We start from the raw sequence: 18390 nt of genomic DNA on the forward strand, positions 1-18390 counted from the left end.
CCTAGAGGGCCGTACCCGCGGTGACACGGGGCCACCCGGAGCCTGTGGAGAACGAGGCGACGGTCTCAGGGCGCGGGCGCGGATCGTACTACTGCCGTCGCGATCGCGGTCAGCCCCTCACCCCGCCCGGTGAAGCCGAGGCCGTCGGTCGTCGTCCCGGACACCGCCACGGGAGCGCCGACCGCGGCGGCCAGGGCGTCCTGCATCTCGTCACGACGGGCACCGATACGCGGGCGGTTGCCGATCACCTGGACGGTGACGCGGACGGGCTCGAGTCCGGCGCCCTGCAGGAGTGCGACGGCACCCCGCACGAAGACGTCCCCGGCGGCGCCGGCGAAGACCGGGTCGGCGGTGCCGAACCGGCTCCCGATGTCCCCGAGGCCACCGGCCGAGAGCAGGGCGTCGCACACCGCATGGGCGACGGCGTCCCCGTCGCTGTGCCCGGAGAGGCCGGGCTCGCCGGGGAAGTCGAGCATTCCCACACGGCACGGCACGGCGGGGTCGAAGGCGTGCACGTCGACACCCAACCCGACACGCACGTCGGACCCGACCGGGACGTCCGACCCCGCCCGCCCGTCGAGCGTGCGGGCGGCCGCTCGTTCGGCGACGACGGCCTCGGCCCGACCGAGGTCCCACCGCGTGGTGATCTTGAACGCGTCCGGGTCGCCCGGCACGGTGCGGACGACACCGCCGGCCGCCTGGAACACCCCGGCGTCGTCGGTCTCGGCCCGCTCCGCGACGGCGTACGCCCGACGGAGTGCGGCGAGCGGGAAGCCCTGCGGCGTCTGCACCCCGACCAGTGCCGAACGGTCGACGGTCTCGACGACGACGTCCCCGGCGATGCGCTTCACGGTGTCGGTGACCGGCAGCGCCGGCACCACGCCGACACCACCCTGCGCCGGCCCGTCCGCCGAGTCGCCGGCGACCGCGGCGAAGACCCGCTCGAACTGCGACGTCGGCGTGAGGCACCGCGCTGCGTCGTGCACGAGCACGGTCTCGACGGAGTCCGGCAGCACGGCCAGCCCGGCCTGGACCGACGCGTGGCGATCCGCGCCTCCCGGCACGACCGACGTGAACGCCGCAGCCGCACCGGCCACGTCGGCGACGAGGGCACGGCACTCGTCCATCCGGTCGGACGGCGCGACGACGACCACGAGGGTCGGCTCTCGGAGGGTCAGGACGGTCCGCAACGCGCGGACCAGCATGCGCTCCCCGGCGACGGGGACGAACGCCTTCGCGGTGCCGATGCCGAGACGGGTGCCGGACCCTGCCGCAACGACGACGACCGCACGGGCTGCCAGAGCTGGGCTCTGCGCCGGTGCGGTCGTCGTGTCGTTCGTGGTGGTGCGCAAGCGGGCGTCAGGACGCGAGGACCTCGTCGAGGACGGTCGATGCCTTGTCCTCGTCGGTCTTCTCGGCCAGGGCCAGCTCAGAGATGAGGATCTGGCGCGCCTTGGCCAGCATCCGCTTCTCGCCCGCGGAGAGGCCGCGGTCCTGATCGCGGCGCCACAGGTCGCGGACGACCTCGGACACCTTGATGACGTCACCCGAAGCGAGCTTCTCGAGGTTCGCCTTGTAGCGGCGCGACCAGTTGGTGGGCTCTTCCGTGAACGGTGCCCGGAGGACCTCGAACACCTTGTCGAGCCCTTCCTTGCCGATCACGTCGCGGACGCCGACCAGGTCGACGTTGTCCGCCGGGACCTCGATCGTCAGGTCGCCCTGCGTCACCCGAAGCTTCAGGTAGACCTTTTCCTCGCCCTTGATGACGCGAGTCTTGACTTCAGAGATGGTTGCCGCCCCGTGATGGGGGTAGACGACGGTCTCGCCGACCTCGAATTGCATGTATCAGGCTCCGTTCCCAGACATCCAGTTTACCACAGGGGACGTTCGGGTAAGGGGAGCCTGACCCCCGGGCCCGCGCGGGACCCGCCCGGGCGCTGCCCACCCTGACCTCCGGCCCCACCGGGGCCTGGGTAGGATGATCGCCAGGACCGCTCGGTCCGCCATCGTGAACTTCCGGAGGAACCTCTTGCGAGCTCGGGTACTCGTGTCCGTCGCCGTCGCTGCGACCATCGCGTTCGGTGCGACCGGCTGCGAATTCTTGTCGCCGTCCCGCACCCAGGAGATCCGTCAGATCACCGACGGTGTCGATGTGTCCACCGGCACGATCGACGTGCGGAACGCCCTGCTCATCTCCGACAGCGGGAAGGACGCCCGGTTCGTCGGGACGCTGGTCAACACCGGCAACGGCGACCGCACCGTCACGCTCGAGGTGGACGGCGACGACCAGACCGTCGAGGTCGCCGGCAACTCGACGACCGTCCTCGCGGACGACGGCGAGCACGACACGGTCGACTTCGACGACGTCAGCGTGAAGCCCGGCTCGCTCGTGAAGATGTACTTCTCCTACGACGGTGCCGAGGGCGCCTCGGCCACGGTGCCGGTCCTGACGAGCGGGCAGGAGCAGTACCAGACGCTCGCACCGAGCCCCACCCCGACGTCGACGCCGACCTCGCCGTCGAACAGCGGTAGCGAGCCGACCGGCGGCGCCTCGGCTCCGGGCACGCAGAGCGGCTCGCAGACGGACTCCTCCGAAGGCGACAACGGCACGAACTGACCGCAGCGTGCCGTGCACGACCGCGCGGTGCAGCAGCGCCCGACGGGAGGCCCGGGGCCGGTTCCGATGAACCGCCCCCGGGCCTCCCGTCCGTCTGCCGTCCTGGTGGCGGCTACGCCTCGATGCGGTACCCGAGCCCGCGGACGGTGACGAGGACCTCCGGGGTGCTCGGGACGCGCTCGATCTTCGAGCGGATCCGCTTGATGTGCACGTCCAGCGTCTTCGTGTCGCCGAAGTAGTCCGAGCCCCAGACCCGGTCGATGAGCTGCCCACGGGTGAGCACGCGACCGGCGTTGCGGAGCAGCAGCTCGAGGAGCTCGAACTCCTTGAGCGGCATCGGCGTCTCGGACCCGTCGACCGAGACCGTGTGCCGCTCGACGTCCATCCGGATCCCGCCGACCTGCAGGATGCCCATGTCCCCCGGGTCGTCCTCGGTCCGGCGGCGGAGCACCGCACGGATGCGGGCGAGCAGCTCACGCGTCGAGTACGGCTTCGTCACGTAGTCGTCGGCGCCGAGCTCCAGCCCGACGACGATGTCCACCTCGGAGTCCTTCGCGGTGAGCATGATGATCGGGACGTTCGAGCGGGTGCGGATCTGCCGGCAGACCTCGGTGCCGGACAGACCCGGCAGCATCAGGTCCAGCAGGACGAGGTCCGGGTTCTCGGAGTCGAACTTCGACAGGGCGGTGACGCCGTCGGCCGCGACGGCGGTCTCGTACCCTTCCCGCTGCAGCAGGAACTCCAGGGGCTCGCTCAGTGCCGGCTCGTCGTCGACGATGAGGATCTTGGTCACGATGGCTGCTCTTCCATTTGCTCTTCGAGTGCTGTGGTCAGTTCGGGGTCGGCTTCGGGGATGCGGATCGTGAAGGTCGAACCCTTGCCGGGCTGCGACCAGACGCGGACGTCACCGCCGTGGTTGCTGACGATGTGCTTCACGATCGCCAGACCGAGCCCCGTGCCGCCGGTGGCACGGGAGCGGGCCGGGTCGACACGGTAGAACCGTTCGAACACGCGGTCGAGGTCGGCCTCCGGGATGCCGACGCCCTGGTCGGTGATCGCGATCTCCACGAAGCCCTTGGTGCCGCGGACGCCGACGCCGACGCGGGTGTTGTCCGGGGAGTACTTCACGGCGTTCGCGATGAGGTTCGACACCGCCACCTGGAGCAGGCCCGGGTCTCCCATCACGCGGAGCTTCGACTTCTTGGCACGGATCAACTCGATGCCCCGGGCGCGGGCGACGACCTCGTTGCCGTCGATCGCGGCCTGTACGACCTTGTCGATACCGGTCTCCTCGCTGGCCTCGAGCGCGTCGACGGACTGCAGCCGGGACAGCTCGATGATGTCCTTCGTCAGCGCACCCAGCCGTTCCGACTCGGTGACGAGCTGTGCGGCGAACTTCCGGACGTGCGCCGGGTCGTCGGCTGCGATGACGAGGGTCTCGGACAGCAGGCCGATGGCACCGATCGGGGTCTTGAGCTCGTGCGAGATGTTGGCGACGAAGTCACGCCTGACCTCGTCGATGCGCCGGCTCTCGGTCAGGTCGTCCGCCGTGACGAGCACGTACCGGTTGCCGAGCTGCGCCGCGCGGAAGCTGAGGTAGCCCATCACGTCACCCCGACCGCCGCGGGGCAGTTCGAGGTCCTCGGCGCCCATCTCCCCGCTGCGCCGGACCCGGTCGACCAGAGCCGCCAGTTCGTCGTGCACGAGCTTCCGCCGCACCACCAGACCGACCGCCAGCGCCTGCGGCGACGCGGCGACGACGGTGTTCGAGGGGTCCACCACCACGGCCGGGTTGTGCATGGTGGCGATCACGGCGGCGACTCCGTCCGGCAGGCTCCGTTCCGCCACGTCGGCTGCACGTGCCGTGCGCTCGGCGGTGATGATCAGCACCACGACGCCCGCGCCGAACACACCGCCGAGGAGCATCGACAGTGGCACGAGCCACGCGTTGTCCATGCCGCCAGTGTAGGAGTGGTCACACGCGGTTCGGACGCCGTTCACGCCCCGGAGCAGGCCGGATCGCGAACCGTTCAGCCGCAGGTCACCGACCGTTCACCTGGGCTGACGACACTCGTCCGGTACGCAGAGAGAGGCCCTCCCCCATGCGCGAAGTGTTCCAGCAGGAGCTCCAGGACGTCCAAGAGCGTCTGACCGAGATCGCCGGGCTCGTCGAGTCCGCCATCACCCGAGCCACCGAGGCGTTCAGCGAGTCGGACGTGGCCCTCGCCGAGGAGGTCATCGCCGACGACGCGAAGATCGACGCCGCCGCGTCCGCCCTGGACGAGGTCGCCATCGACATCCTCGCCCGCCAGGCTCCCGTCGCCCGCGACCTCCGGGTCGTCGTCACCGCCCTGCGTGTCAGCTCGTCGCTCGAGCGGATGGGCGACATGGCCGAGCACATCGCCCAGCTCGCGCGTCAGCGCTTCCCCGAGAAGGTCGTCCCGAAGGGCCTGCGCGGCACCTTCAAGCAGATGGGCGCGCACGACGTCGCGATGTCGCAGAAGCTCACGCGGCTGCTCGCGACCGAGGACATCGCCCTGGCCGCCGAGATCCGCGACGAGGACGACGCCGTCGACGAGCTGCACGCCAGCGTCTTCGACTTCGTGCTCGGCGAGGCGTGGAAGGGCGGGCCGGTCGACACGGTCGACGCGACCCTGGCCTCCCGGTACCACGAGCGGTTCGCCGACCACGCGGTCTCGATCGCGAAGAAGGTCGAGTACCTGGCGACCGGCGACTGGGCCGGCGCGGCCAACGTCACGACGTCCCCGGCCTGAGGCCGGCGGGCTGCCCTCAGGGTCGGTCCCGCAACACGCAAGGTGGGCGGTTGCTCGCAGCGGTACTCCGTTGCGGGGAGCCGCCCACCTTGCGTTTCGCGGAGGTGGGAGGATCGAGGCATGGCCCAGGTCGCGATCATCGTCAACGGCATGCCCGGTTCCGGCAAGAGCACGGTGGGCGCCGCCCTCGCCGAGGTGCTCGGCTGTCCCTTCCTGTCGAAGGACCGGGTGAAGGAACCGCTGGCCGACATCGCCGGACCCATGATCCCCTCGCGCACGCTCGGTGGCATCGCCATGGACACGGTCTGGGCGATGGCCGGAGCGGTCGAGAACGGGGTCGTCGTCGACGCCGTCCTGCTGCCGACGCGTGACCGGGCCTTCCTGGAGGCCGGACTCACCGCCGCCGGGTCGCCGCGCGTCGTCGAGGTGTGGTGCGACGTCGACCGTGCGACCGCCGAGGAACGACTCCGCGACCGGTACGAGCCCGGCACGCTGCCGACGCGGCACGAGGTGCACGGGGACCTCGCGGAGATCCTGGCGTTCTGGGACGAGCACGAGGCGTCCGCCGCTCCGGTCGGTGTCGGCCCCGTCGTGCGGATCGACACCGCTCGGCCGTACGACGTCGGCGTCCTGGTGCAGGAGATCGCGTCGCACTTCGCGTGACGACGACGGCCCCGCCCCGCCGAAGGGACGGGACCGTCGTGTCGCGCGGCGCTGCTGTTACTTCTTGGCGCCCTGGGCAGCGACCGCAGCCGCACCGGCAGCGGCGGCCTCGGGGTCGAGGTAGTACGCCGGCTTGGTCGGCCGGAAGTCGTCGTCGAGTTCGTACACGAGCGGGATGCCCGTCGGGATGTTGAGACCCGCGATGTCGTCGTCGGAGATGCCGTCGAGGTGCTTCACGAGTGCCCGCAGCGAGTTGCCGTGCGCCGTGACCAGGACGGTCTTGCCCGCGCCGAGGTCCTTCGTGATGTCCGACTCCCAGTAGGGCAGCAGCCGGTCGATGACGAGCTTCAGCGACTCGGTCCGGGGCAGCTCGTCGCCGAGGTCCGCGTAGCGACGGTCACCGTGCTGCGACCACTCGGCGTCGTCCGCGATGGGGGGCGGCGGGACGTCGAACGAGCGGCGCCACTCCATGAACTGCTGCTCGCCGTACTGTTCGAGCGTCTGGGCCTTGTCCTTGCCCTGCAGGTCGCCGTAGTGCCGCTCGTTGAGGCGCCAGTCGCGCTTGACCGGCAGCCAGGCCAGGTCGGCCTCGAGCAGGGCGATGTCGGCGGTCTGGATCGCCCGGGTCAGCAGCGAGGTGTACAGGACGTCGGGGACGATGCCGGACTCGGCGATGAGACTGCCGGCCCGCTTCGCCTCCTTCTCACCCAGCTCGGAGAGCCGGACGTCGACCCAACCGGTGAACAGGTTCTTCTGGTTCCAGTCACTGTTGCCGTGACGGAGCAGGACGAGCGTGGAGGTCATGCGCCCGAGTCTACCGAGCAGTGCTCCACCCGTACCCTGGTCCCATGCCCGGGAACTCCTCGCCGATCGGCACCGTCACCCGCGGGACGACCGGGCACAACCGGCTCCGCAGGGTGGACCGGTGGATCGCGGCCCTCCCGGTCCTCCGGCGCACCGACGATCCCCTCGTCGCGGACGTCGGCTACGGCGCGAGCCCGACCACGACGCTGGAGCTCCGCGACCGGTTGGCCCGGGTCCGACCCGACGTCGAGGTCACCGGGATCGAGATCGAGCCGTCGCGGGTCGCCCTCGCGAACGCCGGCACCCGCGACGGGGTGACGTTCCGGCTCGGCGGCTTCGAGACCCCGACCCCGGGCGGCCGACGCCCCGCGGTCATCCGGGCCTTCAACGTCCTGCGGCAGTACGACGAGTCCGCCGTCGTCGGGTCCTGGCGGATCATGCAGGACCGGCTGCAACCCGGCGGGCAGCTCGTCGAGGGCACCTGCAACGAGGTCGGTCGGGTCGCCTCGTGGGTCACGCTCGACCGGGAGGCCCCGCACACCTTCACGGTCGCCCTGCGTCTGGCGGGCCTCGACGTCCCGAGCATCGTCGCGGAGCGGCTGCCGAAGGCGCTCATCCACCGCAACGTCCCCGGCGAGCGGGTGCACGGGTTCCTCCGCGACCTCGACCTGGCGTGGGCGGTCGCGGCACCGCTCGGCACGTACGGCCCGCGGCAGCGCTGGATCGCAGCGGTGCTCGGGATGCGCGACCGCGGCTGGCCGGTCCTGCACGGCACGAGCCGCTGGCGATTGGGCGAACTCAGCGTCCCCTGGTCTGCGGTCGCTCCCGCCTGACGCGCCCGGCTCCGGCGGTCCACATCCCGGCCGGCCGGAAGGCACGGCTGGACACGGGTGTTCGTCGAACCCACCGCGGACGGTCGCGGCGCCACGGACGAACACCGGTGTCGTGCAGCATCACCAGCCGGCGAGCGCCACGGCCACGGAGTCAGCCGCGGCGGACGGCCCCGAGGCGTGGCAGGCGCGGGACGTCGGCCGTCGCGCCGGCGCCCGGCGGGACGATGACCTGCTGCGCCGCGGTCACGACGACGTCGTCGGTGGTCAGGGACAGCACGGCCGACGGGTCCAGGGACCGCTTGACGACCGCCAGCCCGATCGGCCCGAGCTCGTGGTGCGTGGCTGAGGCCATGAGCCGCCCGACCTCGGTGCCGTCCAGCGTCACGGGCGTCCCCGGTGCGGGGACGACCCCGTCGGAGCCATCGAGGTGCAACATCACCAGACGCCGCGGCGGACGTCCGAGGTTGTGCACCTTCGCGACGGTCTCCTGTCCGCGGTAGCAGCCCTTCGACAGGTGCACGGCGGAACGGAGCCAGTCGAGTTCGTGCGGGATCGTCCGCTCGTCCACGTCGGACAGCGACGGACGCCAGGCGGCGATCCGCAGGGCCTCCAGCGCCAGGAGACCCGCGGCGGGCACGTCCGACGCGGCCACCTGGACAGCGGTGTCGGGGGTGACCACGGCGATGCGGAGGGTCCAGTCGGTGCCGGGGTGGGCCTCCAGGTCGGCGTAGCCCCACCCACCGGGCGTCACGGACGACCACGGGTCGACCCAGGTGACCAGCGGCGACGCACCGTGCAGCGGGTCGGCGCCGTCGAACCACCCGAGCGTCGCGAACTCGGCCGAACGGTCGGTGACCTCCACCCGGAGCATGAACCGCATCGAGGACAGCCAGGCGGCGAGCGGCTCGGCGTCCTCCGGCTCGGTGAGGAGCCAGGCGGTCTCGCCGTCGTCGACGACCCGTGCGGCGTGCTCCACCCGACCGGAGGCGTCGAGCACCAGCGTCTCGGTGCTCACCCCCGGTGCCAGGCCGAGCAGCAGCTGGGACGTGATCGAGTTCAGCCAGGACAGGCGGTCCGGACCCGACACCGTGACGACACCGAGTCCGAGTTCCACGACCGCGCGACCGCGAGCGAGCAGACGCTGCTCCCCGAGCGGGTTGCCGAAGTGGGCCGCGGGCCCGGCAGCGGAGGCGACGAAACCGTCACGCGCAGTGAACGGCGAGGCCATCAGTCGACCTTCGCGAGCTGCCCCGAGGCGTGCGAGGTGAGCTCACGGCCGAGGGCGGCGATGTCCCACGCCCAGAAGAGCTTGCCCTCGACCAGGCCGTACATGCGCGTCGCAGCCGAGTACTCCTTGGCGTTGGCGGAGCGCATCACGGCGTCGGTGGCGAGGTCGATGCGACCCTGCTTGACGCGACCGACGTAGAGCTCGTTGACGCCCGTCGGGTGGATGATCGCCGCTTCGACGTCGAAGCCGTTCGTCTGGTTCCGCAGGGTCTCGACACTCTGCGTGGTCGAGAACGGCACCGGGCCGTCGCCGAGCAGCAACGCGGGACCGCGGTCGCCCGGTTCGGACGGACGGTCGAGCCGCCAGTAGCCCATCTCAGCAGCGAGCGGCGTGTGGTCGTCGTCGAGCAGCCACGTCGTCGACGAGTAGTTGAGGTACGGCAGACCGTCGTGGCTGAAGCTCACACGCTGCCCGAACTCGTACGTCCGGACGTCGTCGTCCTCACCCACGGGGTACTCGACGACTCCGGCGCCTTCCCAGACGCCGACCAGCCACGACAGCGGGACCAGTTCGGCGGAGAGGCCCTCGGGGAGTTCGATCACCGCTGGCCCTTGAAGAGCTTGACGACCACGGTCACCGAGATGAAGGCGATCGCGAGCGACGCCAAGCCCAGCAGGCCCACGTAGAAGAGCTCGAGCGCAAGCAGCGAATCCATGCCGGAAGTCTACGCGGCCCGGACCGAGAAGCCAGGGACCTCAGCGCACGAGCAGGATCAACGCCGTCACGAGCACGACCACGAACGACCCCGACGACGCGATGCTGATCCGCTCCACCAGGCCGTCCTTCGTCTGCGTCGCGAGCTGCAGGACGAAGCTGACGAACACCGCCGCGACGAACACGAGCAGCAGCCAGGCGAACGAGTCCTTCTGCGTCAGGGTCAGGACGAGGACCGCCCCGACGACCGCGAGCAACCACACCGGCACCACCGACGTCAGCCGCAGCCGTCGCTGGCTCGGCACGACCACCGGGTCGGGGCCCACGGGGTCCGTCGTCTCACTCACGTCCCCATCATGACAGCCGCGTGCTGCACCGTCCGTCCGGGTCGGTTCCGCGGGCTCACTAGGATGGCGCAACGACGTCATCTGCCTCTGGAGGTCCTGTGGCACAGCTCCTGGTACTCACCTCGGCCGCGCCCGGCGACGTCCTGCCGAGCCTCGGCCTGCTGAGCCACCGGATCCGGCACGTGCCCGCCGAGGCCGCACAGCTGGTCAACGCACCGCAGAGCGACCTTATGTTCGTGGACGCCCGGACCGACCTGGTCAGCGCGAAGGCCCTCTGCAAGATCCTCGCCACGAGCGGCTCGACGACACCCGTCGTGCTCGTGGTGACCGAGGGCGGCCTCACCGCGGTGACCACCGAGTGGAGCATCGACGACGTCGTGCTCGAGTCGGCGGGCCCCGCCGAGGTCGACGCCCGCATCCGCCTCAACGCCGGACGCGCCTCGAAGAACCAGACCGGGTCGAAGATCCAGGCCTCCGGCGTCGTCATCGACGAGGCGAGCTACTCCGCGAAGGTCCGCGGCCGGCCGCTCGACCTGACCTTCAAGGAGTTCGAGCTCCTCCGGTTCTTCGCCACCCACCCGGCCCGGGTCTTCACGCGCGAGCAGCTGCTCAGCGAGGTCTGGGGCTACGACTACTTCGGCGGCACCCGCACGGTCGACGTCCACGTCCGACGACTGCGCGCCAAGCTCGGGGACCTCGAGTCCCTCATCGGCACGGTCCGCAACGTCGGGTACCGCTTCAACGTGCACGACGACGACGACCGCTCGCAGGGCCAGTAGTGCTCGCGATCGTCGAACAGCTCGCCGACGCCGCGGTCGCGGACGGCGAGGCTCCCCCCTTCTCCGACCAGACCCTCGTCGACCTGCGCGCCGGCCGCGCCCACGTCCTCGGTGACGACTCCGGTGTCGCGGTCGTCCGGGACGGTGAGGTCGAGGTCCTCGTCCGCCGGGAGGCCCGGGGTCGCGGCATCGGCGCCCGTCTCGTCGAGCAGGTGCTCGCCCTCGGCGACGACGCCCCGCTCCGCGCCTGGTCCCACGGCGACCACCCCGCCGCTCGTGCCCTCGCGGCCCGGGTGGGCTGGTCCGCGGAGCGGACGCTGCTGCAGCTGCGCGCACCGGTGCCGACGAGGGCCGCCGACCCGGGCCTCCCGGACGGCTACCGACTCGACGCGTTCCGGGCCGGCTCCCCGCGGGACGAGACCGACTGGCTCGCGCTGAACGCGGCGGCCTTCGCGTCGCACCCCGAGCAGGGGCGGATGACGCTCGACGACCTGCGCGCCCGCGAGTCCGACGCGTGGTTCTCCGGCGACGACCTGGTCCTGTTGCGTGACGCCGACGGCGAGCTGGCCGGCTCCTGCTGGCTCAAGGTCGAGGACGGCGTCGGCGAGTACTACGCCGTCGCGGTCCGGCCGGACCTGCAGGGCAGGGGTCTCGGCGGGGTCCTGATGCGCGCCGGCGCCGCGCGACTCGTCGACCGTGACCTGCACGCCGTCGCGCTCTACGTCGAGGGCGACAACGCACCCGCGCTGGCGCTGTACCGCCGGCAGGGGTTCGTCGACCACACCGTCGACGTCCAGTACGCGGCGCCGATGACCGGCCGGTAACATGGAGCGTCGGTGACGCACCGACGTTCGTGGGTTCGGGGGATCTGTGACGGAGTACGGGCAGCACGCGCAGCGCTCCCAGTACGGCAAGGGGGAGCCGCTCGGCGCCTCCTACCGGCTGGTCGAGCTGCTCGGCACCGGCGCGTCCGGCGAGGTGTGGCGGACCGAGCACACCGCGACCGGTGAGCAGTTCGCGGCGAAGCTGCTGCGGGCGGAACTCGCTGCCGAGCCGGACGTCGTCGAGCGGTTCGTCCGGGAGCGCTCGGTGCTCCTGGCCCTCGACCACCCCTCGATCGTCCGGGTCCGCGACCTCGTCGTCGAGGGCGACCGACTCGCCATCGTCATGGACCTGGTCGGTGGCGGCTCCGCCCGCGACCTGCTGCTCGCCGTCGGCACGCTGCCGCCGAGCGACGCCATGACCATCACCGCCGAGACGCTCGACGCCCTGGCCGTCGCGCACGAGCGTGACGTCAGCCACCGGGACGTCAAGCCCGACAACGTCCTGCTCGACCACGAGTGGACGGCCGGCAGCACGGGCGACGTGCGCGTGTCCGACTTCGGGATCGCCTCGGTCGTGGCCGAACGGGACCGGAAGACCACCGGACTCCTCGGCACGCCGCAGTACATGGCGCCGGAGTCGATCAGCCAGGGGCGCTCCGGTCCGGCCGCGGACGTGTACGGCGCCGGTGTGATGCTCTACGAACTGCTCTCCGGACGGACGCCGTTCGCCGGCCCGGGCACGGACTTCGCCGTCGCGTACCGGCACGTGACCTCCACCCCGCCGCGGCTCGACGTGCCCGACGCGCTCTGGGCCGCGCTGTCGTCCCTGCTGGCGAAGGAGCCCGCTGCCCGCCCGTCCGCGGTCGACGCCGCCGCGACCCTCCGTCGCCTGGCGCGGTCGCTGCGGGACACCCCGGCCCTGGAGCGGGTCGACGACCCGGACGCGTTCGACGAGGTCGAGCGCCCCGCCACGGTCGTGCGTGGTGGGGTCGGTGCTGCGAGCACCGGGACCGCCGTCGCCGGGACCGGCTCCGGCGGTTCCGGTGGTTCTGCGCTCGTGGCTGCCGAGGACGGGGTGGTCGAACCGGGTCCCGACCTCGGACCCGCCGGCTCCCAGACCGTCATCCGACCGTTGGCCCGCCCGGTCCTGCCGGCCGCACCGGCCGAGGTCGAGAGCACCCGACGCCGCTTCGCCCGACCCGACTGGCTGACGAACCGGATGCTGCTGCTCGGCGTCGTCGGGATCGTGCTGGTCGCCGTGCTCGTCATCGCGGCCGTCGTCTGGCTGCCCGGCGCTGGCGACGAGCGGCCCGGAGACAGCGCGACCGGTGCGCAGGCCGCGAGCGCCTACCAGCAGGACCGACCGCTGCCGACCGGGCTGACCACCACGCGCAAGGCCGTCGTCGACGCCTCCGCCGGCACCGTCGAGCTCTCGATCACCTACGCCGCGCAGACCGCGCCGCTGACCGGGCCCCTGCTCGAGGTGCTGCCGGCCGCGGCGAGGGGCGCCGACTGCCCCGCCGTCACCTGGAGTGGCGAGGGCGTCACGGCGAAGCGGAACCAGCCGTCGCTGACCGGCGTCGACACCGCCTGTGCGTGGAGCCTGTCGGGCGTCGACGTCGAGGCCGGCGGGTCCGTGACCGTGCAGGCGACGGTGCCCGTGGACGCGATCGAGTCGGGGGCCGGGTCCGGGTCCGGGTCCGGGTCCGGCTCCGGGTCCTCTGGCTCCGGTTCTTCGGCGGCCACCGGTTCCGGGTCGGGTGGCTCGGCGCTGCAGGAGTGGCTCGACGGCGTCGGCGCCGCGACCACCGCCGCCGTGACCGACCAGTCCGTGAGCGGCACCGCGTACCCGGTTCAGCGGTTGCAGGGCATCGACGTCCGCACCCCGGACCGCACGGTCAGCCAGACCGCCCTGCCCGTCACGCTCGTCCCGGTGTGGCCGAGCGGTGCGGACGACCTCAACCCGCTGTACCGCAGCCCGAGCACCGGTCGGCCGTCCGAGATGCTCGTCGACATCGCCGGCGGAGAGTCCGGCGTCCGGTTCGCTGACGGCTGCTCGGGAGCGTTGGCGGTGTCGTCCGACGGGCTCGTCGTGACCGCACTCTCCGTGGCACCCACCTGCACGGTGCGGGCCACCGTGGGGAACTTCACGAACCTCGAGAGCGACCCGTTCGGGATCACCACGCGCGACTGACGTCGGCGGTAGCGGGTCCGGCGGCCGGTCCGGCGAGTCCGGCGGCCGGGAGGCGCGTGGCCGTGCCGCCACGCGCCTCCCGTCCGCCGGTCTGCCCCGCGAAAGCGACAGATCAGCGCGGACTGTCGGCGCCGATCTGTCGCTTTCGCACACTGAACCGGCACCCGTGGGCGCGCGCGGCGGGCCGCCGCCGGCCAGCGGTCTGCCCCGCGAAAGCGACAGATCAGCGCGGAGTTTCGGCGCAGAACTGTCGCTTTCGCGTACCGAACCGGCACCCCTGGGCAGGCGCAGGCGAGCCGCGGACCGGCGGTCAGCTGGCGGCGGAGGCGGTCTGCACGAGGCGGACCGCGCCTCCCGAGGCGGCGTACCCACGGCCGACGGTCAGTGCCACCGGCGATCGGCGCGGCAGGGTCACGCCGAGGAGCTCGCCGTCGTAGTCGACGTCCGGCTGCAGGAGGACCCCGCACCGGGACTTCCGGACCGCCCGCGTCCAGTGGCTGTACATCGAACGCAGGTCGGCGGACCGGCCGGATGCCACGACGCAGAGGCCGGGACGCTCGGTCGACAGCAGCGACGCGATGCTCTGGTCGCCGTCGTCGAACCGTTCGGCGTCGTCGATGAGCAGCAGTACCGGGCCGCGCTCGAGGCGGATGCCCGCGAGGAGCGCCGGGACCTCGTCCGCCCCGACGGCGATGCGGTCGAACGAGCGGGTCGCCAGGGGTGAGCGACGGTCGCAGATCGCCCACACCGACGGTCGGACGCCCTCCGTGTTGCGCGTCGACTCAGCCAGGGCGAGGAGGACCGACGACTTGCCGGAACGTGCCGGGCCGGCGACCAGGACGTGCTCGCCGTCGTACACCTCGAGGACGGCGGTTCCGAGGTCGTCCTCCGCGATCCCGATCGGCATCTGCCACGGATCGGTGTCGAAGCGAGCGGGGACACCGAGGTCTGCGACCGACACCGCTCCGGGAAGGCGACCGACGGCGCTGGCCTTCGGCGCCGTACCGGGCCAGCGCTCGGCGACGGCACGGACAGCCTCCGCCAGGGTCCCGCCCGGGGTGCCGACGTGGGACTGCAACTTGCTGATCGAGTCGATGAAGCGGCCCGGGACCGGCGGCGGGACGTCCTTCGGGCGGACGCCGATCGTCGCGTAGTCGTACGGGTCGGCGAGGCGGAAGAGCCACTTCTGTGTCGTGACCTCGTCCATGGCGGACGGGACGGCCTTCGCACGGGTGGTCGAGACCGCGAACGAGATGCCGAGCGCGGGCCCCTCGGCGTACACGCGGTAGAGGGCGTCGAGGAGTTGCTGGCCCTCGAAGTCCTGGTACTCGTCACGGAGCGCGGCGAGGCCGTCGAGCAGGACGACCGCGCGGCGGCCGCCCGGGGCAGCCCGGCGACGATCGAGTTCGGTCCGCAGGTAGCGGAGCATCCGGGCCTGCAGCTCACCCGCGCCCGCGCCGGAGCCGACGTACGCGCTGGTGTGCGGCAGGTCGGCGAGCGGGGCCAGGTCGCCGGCGCCCATGTCGAGCACCAGGAGGTCGAGGTCCTCAGGGCTCGTGGTCCGTGCGAGCTGCAGTGCGATCGACGCCAGCGCGGTGCTCGTCCCACTGCCGGGGATGCCCATGAGCATGAGGTTGCCCTCGCTGCGGTCCCAGCCGGTGGTGACCTGCCGCTGGTTGTCCGGGTCGTCGGCGAGGGCGACCGGGACAGTGCTCGGCGTGCCTGCAGGGCTGTCGGCGGGGACCAGCGTGTCGAGCGGGACGGACGCGCCCAGGGCCTCCGGCCAGATCGGACGGGGCGGGCCGTACCCGGCCTCGTCGTTCGCAGCCAAGATGGCATCGATGAGGACGTCGAGGTCGGTCAGGTCGGAGGCGGCCGGAGCGGCGAAGGCCACCGGAGCCGGCACGCCGAAGACGTCGGTCGGGCGCACGGTGACCGGCTGCTCGGCGCGGAGGTCGCGAGCGCGGCCGGTGACCAGCGCGGTCTGCACCGGTGTGATGTCGTCCTGCCCGAGCTTCACGTAGGCGCGACCGGTCTGCTGGCGGCCGATGCCGGCTGCCGAGGGGACGCCGATGACGTTCGTGGAGTCTTCGCGGCTCTGCACGCGGAGTGCGACACGCATGTTGGTGTTGGCGAGGATGTCCTCGCTGACGACACCGGCCGGTCGCTGGGTCGCGAGGAGCATGTGGACGCCGAGGGTGCGACCGACCGCGGCGATCGCCACGAGCGAGGTGAGGACGTCCGGGAAGTCCTTCGCCAGCATCGCGAACTCGTCCACCACGAAGAGCAGTCGGGGCATCGGCTCCGCCGGCTTCGTCGCCAGGTACGCGTCGAGGTTGTCGATGTCCGCACCCGCGGCGGCGAACACCCGCTGCCGACGACCGAGCTCGGCTTCGAGGGCACGGATCGCCCGGTCGGCGAGCTGCTCGTCGAGGTTGCTGATCGTGCCGATCGTGTGCGGCAACCGCTCACAGGCAGCGAAGGCGGCGCCGCCCTTGAAGTCGACGAGCAGGAAGTTCAGGCGCGTCGGGTCGTTGCGGGCAGCGAGGCCGGCCACGAAGGACCGCAGGAACTCGCTCTTGCCGGAACCGGTCGTGCCACCCACCAGGCCGTGTGGGCCGTCGCGGACCAGGTCGATCTCGAGGACGCCGCTCTCGGACGAGCCGATGGGCGTCGAGAAGCCGGTTCGGGCCTCCCACGCGGCACGGATGGCGGCTGCGCCGGAGAGCTCTCCGGCGGTGTCGGGGCTGGTGAGCAGGTCGGGGAGCCGGACGAGCGCTGGCAGCGAGGCTCCCGGCACCAGGAGCTCGGGGTCGTCGAAGTGGGCGACGTGGCGGGCGCAGAGCTCTGCGGCCTCGGGCGACAGCCCGGCGAGCACGACGTCCTCGACGCGGGTCCGGTCCTCGGGGCGGTAGACGGTTGCGGCGGCGTCCGCGCCGACCGTGATGATCGTGGTGCAGGCCGCGGGGAGCTGCTGCTCGTTCGTCGCGATGACGATCCCGCTCACCCGGCGCGGGCGCTCACCAGGACGGCGGACCTGCCCGAGCGCGCTCCGGCCGTGGCCCAGCAGGCTGCGGGCCGGGGCGTCACGGCCCTCGGTGAGGACCTCGGAGTCGATGAGGACGAGGAGCTCCGGGGTCGGCAGCTCGTCGATGGACTCGCGCAGGCCGCGGAGCACCGCGGCGCCCTGGTCACGCTGCGCCGACATCCACCGCTGCCCGGTGCTGCTGCCGGCGACGCGGGCGTGCGGCAGCCAGGAGGCCCAGGACCAGTCGTCCTCGCGGCCCCGGTCGCAGAACACCCCGACGGTCAGGTCGGCGGGTCCGCAGTGCACGGTCGCCTGGACCAGGAGGCTGCGGGCAAGTGCGAGGGCGCCCTCGCGATCACCGACGATGCCGACCACGCCGGCGTCACTGAGGTCGGCGACGACGGGCGCGGCGGTCAGCTTGCTCGACTCGATCGCGGCCTTGGCGTCGTCCTCGAGCTTCGTCTGCGTCGCGCGCGAGTCCAGCTCCGGCCGCCACGGTGCGTCGCCCGTGCCGGCGTGCAGGCTGAGGAAGTCCACGTCGTCGGCCCGACGCTGCCAGAGCGTCGTGGCTGGCAGGAGCGCGCGCCGCACGACGCTCGCCGGGTCCGGCACGAGTTCCTGCCGTCGAGCGGCCTCGATCGCGGCGGCCGCGGTGATCTCGCCACTGAAGCCACGGACCGCCTCGGCGAAGCGCTCGTCCTCTTCCTTGAGGTTCTTCGCGCGCCGGTGCTTCTGCTCGAACCACATGCCGATCGCCGTCACCGGGCTGAGGAGGGCGAAGAGCGCGAACCGGGCGTCGCCGAGCAGGAGCACCATCGCGCCGGCCAGGACCAGCGGAGCCGCGACCGTGATCCAGCTGAACTTCGAGGCGGGCGGCACGTCGCGCTTCGTCGGCGGGGACACCGGCTCCACCGCAGTGTTGCGTCCGGGGCGCGGCGGACGGTTGAAGGGAGCCGTCGCCGCCGGGGTCAGGTTCGGCAGGGACCCGGGCGCAGGCACCGGTGTCTCGTGCAGGTCCGGGCGGACGAGCAGGACCGCGCCGCCGACGATGACGCTCGTGCCGACGGTGACGAGCACCCCGTCCTCGTCGAGCCGCTCCCCCGCGACCACGGTGCCGTTCGTCGAACCGGCGTCACGGATCCGGACGCCGTCCTCCTCGAGCTCGAGCGTGCAGTGCTCCCACGAGGCGCTCTCGGTGGGCAGGACCAGGTCGGCCTGCGGGGCGCGGCCGACCACGAGCCTCCTGGACCGCGGGATCGGGACGACCGTGCCGGTGTCGAGACCGCCGGCGAGCGTCACGGTCCAGCCGTCCACCAGCTGCGGCCGTTCCTCGGGCGTCCGCGCGATGCGCGAGCCCTCGAGCAGGACCAGGTCGCGGAGGGGCGTGTCGACGCTCGTCCGGTGCCCGTCGACCGCGAGGGCCGTGCCGGGCTCGAGAGTGATGCCCACGGCGGACTGGACGAGTTCGCCCAGGCACGACGTGGCGGCCCACCCGTCGACCTCGACCGCTTCACGTCGGTCGTCGAGTTCGATCAACAGACGCATCTTCGCGCTCCTCCTGGTCCGTGCGTTGGGTGGGGTGCCC

Annotated in this window: 16 protein-coding genes; 7 read left to right on the top strand and 9 right to left on the bottom strand. The window is 72.2% G+C overall.

Annotated elements, in window-relative coordinates:
• Positions 1-65 precede the first annotated feature (65 nt).
• Positions 66-1301 carry a 2-C-methyl-D-erythritol 2,4-cyclodiphosphate synthase gene (ispF, locus tag DEJ25_RS00105; protein WP_258366398.1) on the bottom strand — a complete coding sequence of 412 codons (1236 nt, stop codon included), beginning with the start codon at positions 1299-1301 and terminating at the stop codon, positions 66-68.
• 58 nt (positions 1302-1359) lie between these two features.
• A complete protein-coding gene (locus tag DEJ25_RS00110) occupies positions 1360-1842 on the bottom strand; it encodes a CarD family transcriptional regulator (RefSeq protein WP_017888066.1) in 483 nt (160 codons plus the stop codon).
• Positions 1843-2047: 205 nt separating this feature from the next.
• Here DEJ25_RS00110 and DEJ25_RS00115 point away from each other — a divergent pair, with 205 nt between their 5' ends.
• A complete protein-coding gene (locus DEJ25_RS00115) occupies positions 2048-2617 on the top strand; it encodes a hypothetical protein (protein ID WP_110903428.1) in 570 nt (189 codons plus the stop codon).
• Between the two features lie 112 nt (positions 2618-2729).
• On the opposite strand, the gene DEJ25_RS00120 is transcribed toward DEJ25_RS00115, so the two are convergent.
• Both DEJ25_RS00120 and DEJ25_RS00125 read right to left on the bottom strand, forming a co-directional pair.
• Positions 2730-3410 carry a response regulator transcription factor gene (locus DEJ25_RS00120; RefSeq protein WP_110903429.1) on the bottom strand — a complete coding sequence of 227 codons (681 nt, stop codon included), beginning with the start codon at positions 3408-3410 and terminating at the stop codon, positions 2730-2732.
• Positions 3407-4573: a cell wall metabolism sensor histidine kinase WalK gene (locus tag DEJ25_RS00125; RefSeq protein WP_110903430.1), complete on the bottom strand. Its 1167-nt coding sequence runs from the start codon at positions 4571-4573 to the stop codon at positions 3407-3409. The genes DEJ25_RS00120 and DEJ25_RS00125 overlap by 4 nt, the downstream gene beginning before the upstream one ends.
• Before the next feature lie 146 nt (positions 4574-4719).
• Here DEJ25_RS00125 and phoU point away from each other — a divergent pair, with 146 nt between their 5' ends.
• A complete protein-coding gene (gene phoU, locus DEJ25_RS00130) occupies positions 4720-5391 on the top strand; it encodes a phosphate signaling complex protein PhoU (protein ID WP_110903431.1) in 672 nt (223 codons plus the stop codon).
• Positions 5392-5511: 120 nt separating this feature from the next.
• Positions 5512-6054, top strand: a complete 543-nt coding sequence (locus DEJ25_RS00135) for an AAA family ATPase (protein ID WP_110903432.1) — start codon at positions 5512-5514, stop codon at positions 6052-6054.
• Positions 6055-6111: 57 nt separating this feature from the next.
• Here the strand turns inward: DEJ25_RS00135 and DEJ25_RS00140 are convergent, their stop codons facing one another.
• Positions 6112-6858: a phosphoglyceromutase gene (locus tag DEJ25_RS00140; protein ID WP_110903433.1), complete on the bottom strand. Its 747-nt coding sequence runs from the start codon at positions 6856-6858 to the stop codon at positions 6112-6114.
• A 44-nt stretch (positions 6859-6902) separates the two neighbouring features.
• On the opposite strand from DEJ25_RS00140, the gene DEJ25_RS00145 reads away from it, so the two are divergent.
• The gene (locus tag DEJ25_RS00145; protein ID WP_111043397.1) at positions 6903-7691 is read left to right on the top strand and encodes a class I SAM-dependent methyltransferase; all 789 of its coding nucleotides are present in this window, start codon (positions 6903-6905) and stop codon (positions 7689-7691) included.
• A gap of 151 nt (positions 7692-7842) precedes the next feature.
• Here DEJ25_RS00145 and DEJ25_RS00150 read toward each other — a convergent pair whose 3' ends face one another.
• The 3 genes from DEJ25_RS00150 to DEJ25_RS00160 form a co-directional block, all read right to left on the bottom strand.
• Positions 7843-8919, bottom strand: coding sequence for a folate-binding protein YgfZ (locus tag DEJ25_RS00150; protein WP_111043398.1), 1077 nt, complete (start codon positions 8917-8919; stop codon positions 7843-7845).
• Positions 8919-9521, bottom strand: coding sequence for an FABP family protein (locus DEJ25_RS00155; RefSeq protein WP_111043399.1), 603 nt, complete (start codon positions 9519-9521; stop codon positions 8919-8921). Before DEJ25_RS00155 ends, DEJ25_RS00150 begins: the two co-directional genes overlap by 1 nt.
• Positions 9522-9674: 153 nt before the next feature.
• Entirely contained in the window at positions 9675-9980 is a 306-nt protein-coding gene (locus DEJ25_RS00160) for a hypothetical protein (protein WP_110903437.1), read from the bottom strand.
• A 98-nt stretch (positions 9981-10078) separates the two neighbouring features.
• On the opposite strand from DEJ25_RS00160, the gene DEJ25_RS16910 reads away from it, so the two are divergent.
• From DEJ25_RS16910 to DEJ25_RS00175, 3 genes are read left to right on the top strand one after another with little or no spacing between them, the layout of a single operon-like run.
• Entirely contained in the window at positions 10079-10759 is a 681-nt protein-coding gene (locus DEJ25_RS16910; RefSeq protein WP_110903438.1) for a response regulator transcription factor, read from the top strand.
• Positions 10759-11583, top strand: a complete 825-nt coding sequence (gene mshD, locus DEJ25_RS16915; RefSeq protein ID WP_111043400.1) for a mycothiol synthase — start codon at positions 10759-10761, stop codon at positions 11581-11583. Before DEJ25_RS16910 ends, mshD begins: the two co-directional genes overlap by 1 nt.
• 46 nt (positions 11584-11629) lie before the next feature.
• Complete coding sequence (locus DEJ25_RS00175; RefSeq protein ID WP_111043401.1) at positions 11630-13777, top strand: serine/threonine-protein kinase; 2148 nt, start codon at positions 11630-11632, stop codon at positions 13775-13777.
• A gap of 310 nt (positions 13778-14087) precedes the next feature.
• Here the strand turns inward: DEJ25_RS00175 and DEJ25_RS00180 are convergent, their stop codons facing one another.
• The gene (locus tag DEJ25_RS00180; protein WP_111043402.1) at positions 14088-18350 is read right to left on the bottom strand and encodes an FtsK/SpoIIIE domain-containing protein; all 4263 of its coding nucleotides are present in this window, start codon (positions 18348-18350) and stop codon (positions 14088-14090) included.
• Positions 18351-18390: the final 40 nt, after the last annotated feature.

The organism is Curtobacterium sp. MCPF17_011, from assembly GCF_003234145.1.
Classification (GTDB): Bacteria; Actinomycetota; Actinomycetes; order Actinomycetales; family Microbacteriaceae; genus Curtobacterium.

Bases quoted from the DNA above. Each gene is read 5' to 3' on its own strand.
- DEJ25_RS00110 (WP_017888066.1), bottom strand. From the start codon at position 1,842: ATGCAATTCGAGGTCGGCGAGACCGTCGTCTACCCCCATCACGGGGCG.
- DEJ25_RS00125 (WP_110903430.1), bottom strand. From the start codon at position 4,573: ATGGACAACGCGTGGCTCGTGCCACTGTCGATGCTCCTCGGCGGTGTG.
- phoU (WP_110903431.1), top strand. From the start codon at position 4,720: ATGCGCGAAGTGTTCCAGCAGGAGCTCCAGGACGTCCAAGAGCGTCTG.
- DEJ25_RS00135 (WP_110903432.1), top strand. From the start codon at position 5,512: ATGGCCCAGGTCGCGATCATCGTCAACGGCATGCCCGGTTCCGGCAAG.
- DEJ25_RS00140 (WP_110903433.1), bottom strand. From the start codon at position 6,858: ATGACCTCCACGCTCGTCCTGCTCCGTCACGGCAACAGTGACTGGAAC.
- DEJ25_RS00145 (WP_111043397.1), top strand. From the start codon at position 6,903: ATGCCCGGGAACTCCTCGCCGATCGGCACCGTCACCCGCGGGACGACC.
- DEJ25_RS00150 (WP_111043398.1), bottom strand. From the start codon at position 8,919: ATGGCCTCGCCGTTCACTGCGCGTGACGGTTTCGTCGCCTCCGCTGCC.
- DEJ25_RS00180 (WP_111043402.1), bottom strand. From the start codon at position 18,350: ATGCGTCTGTTGATCGAACTCGACGACCGACGTGAAGCGGTCGAGGTC.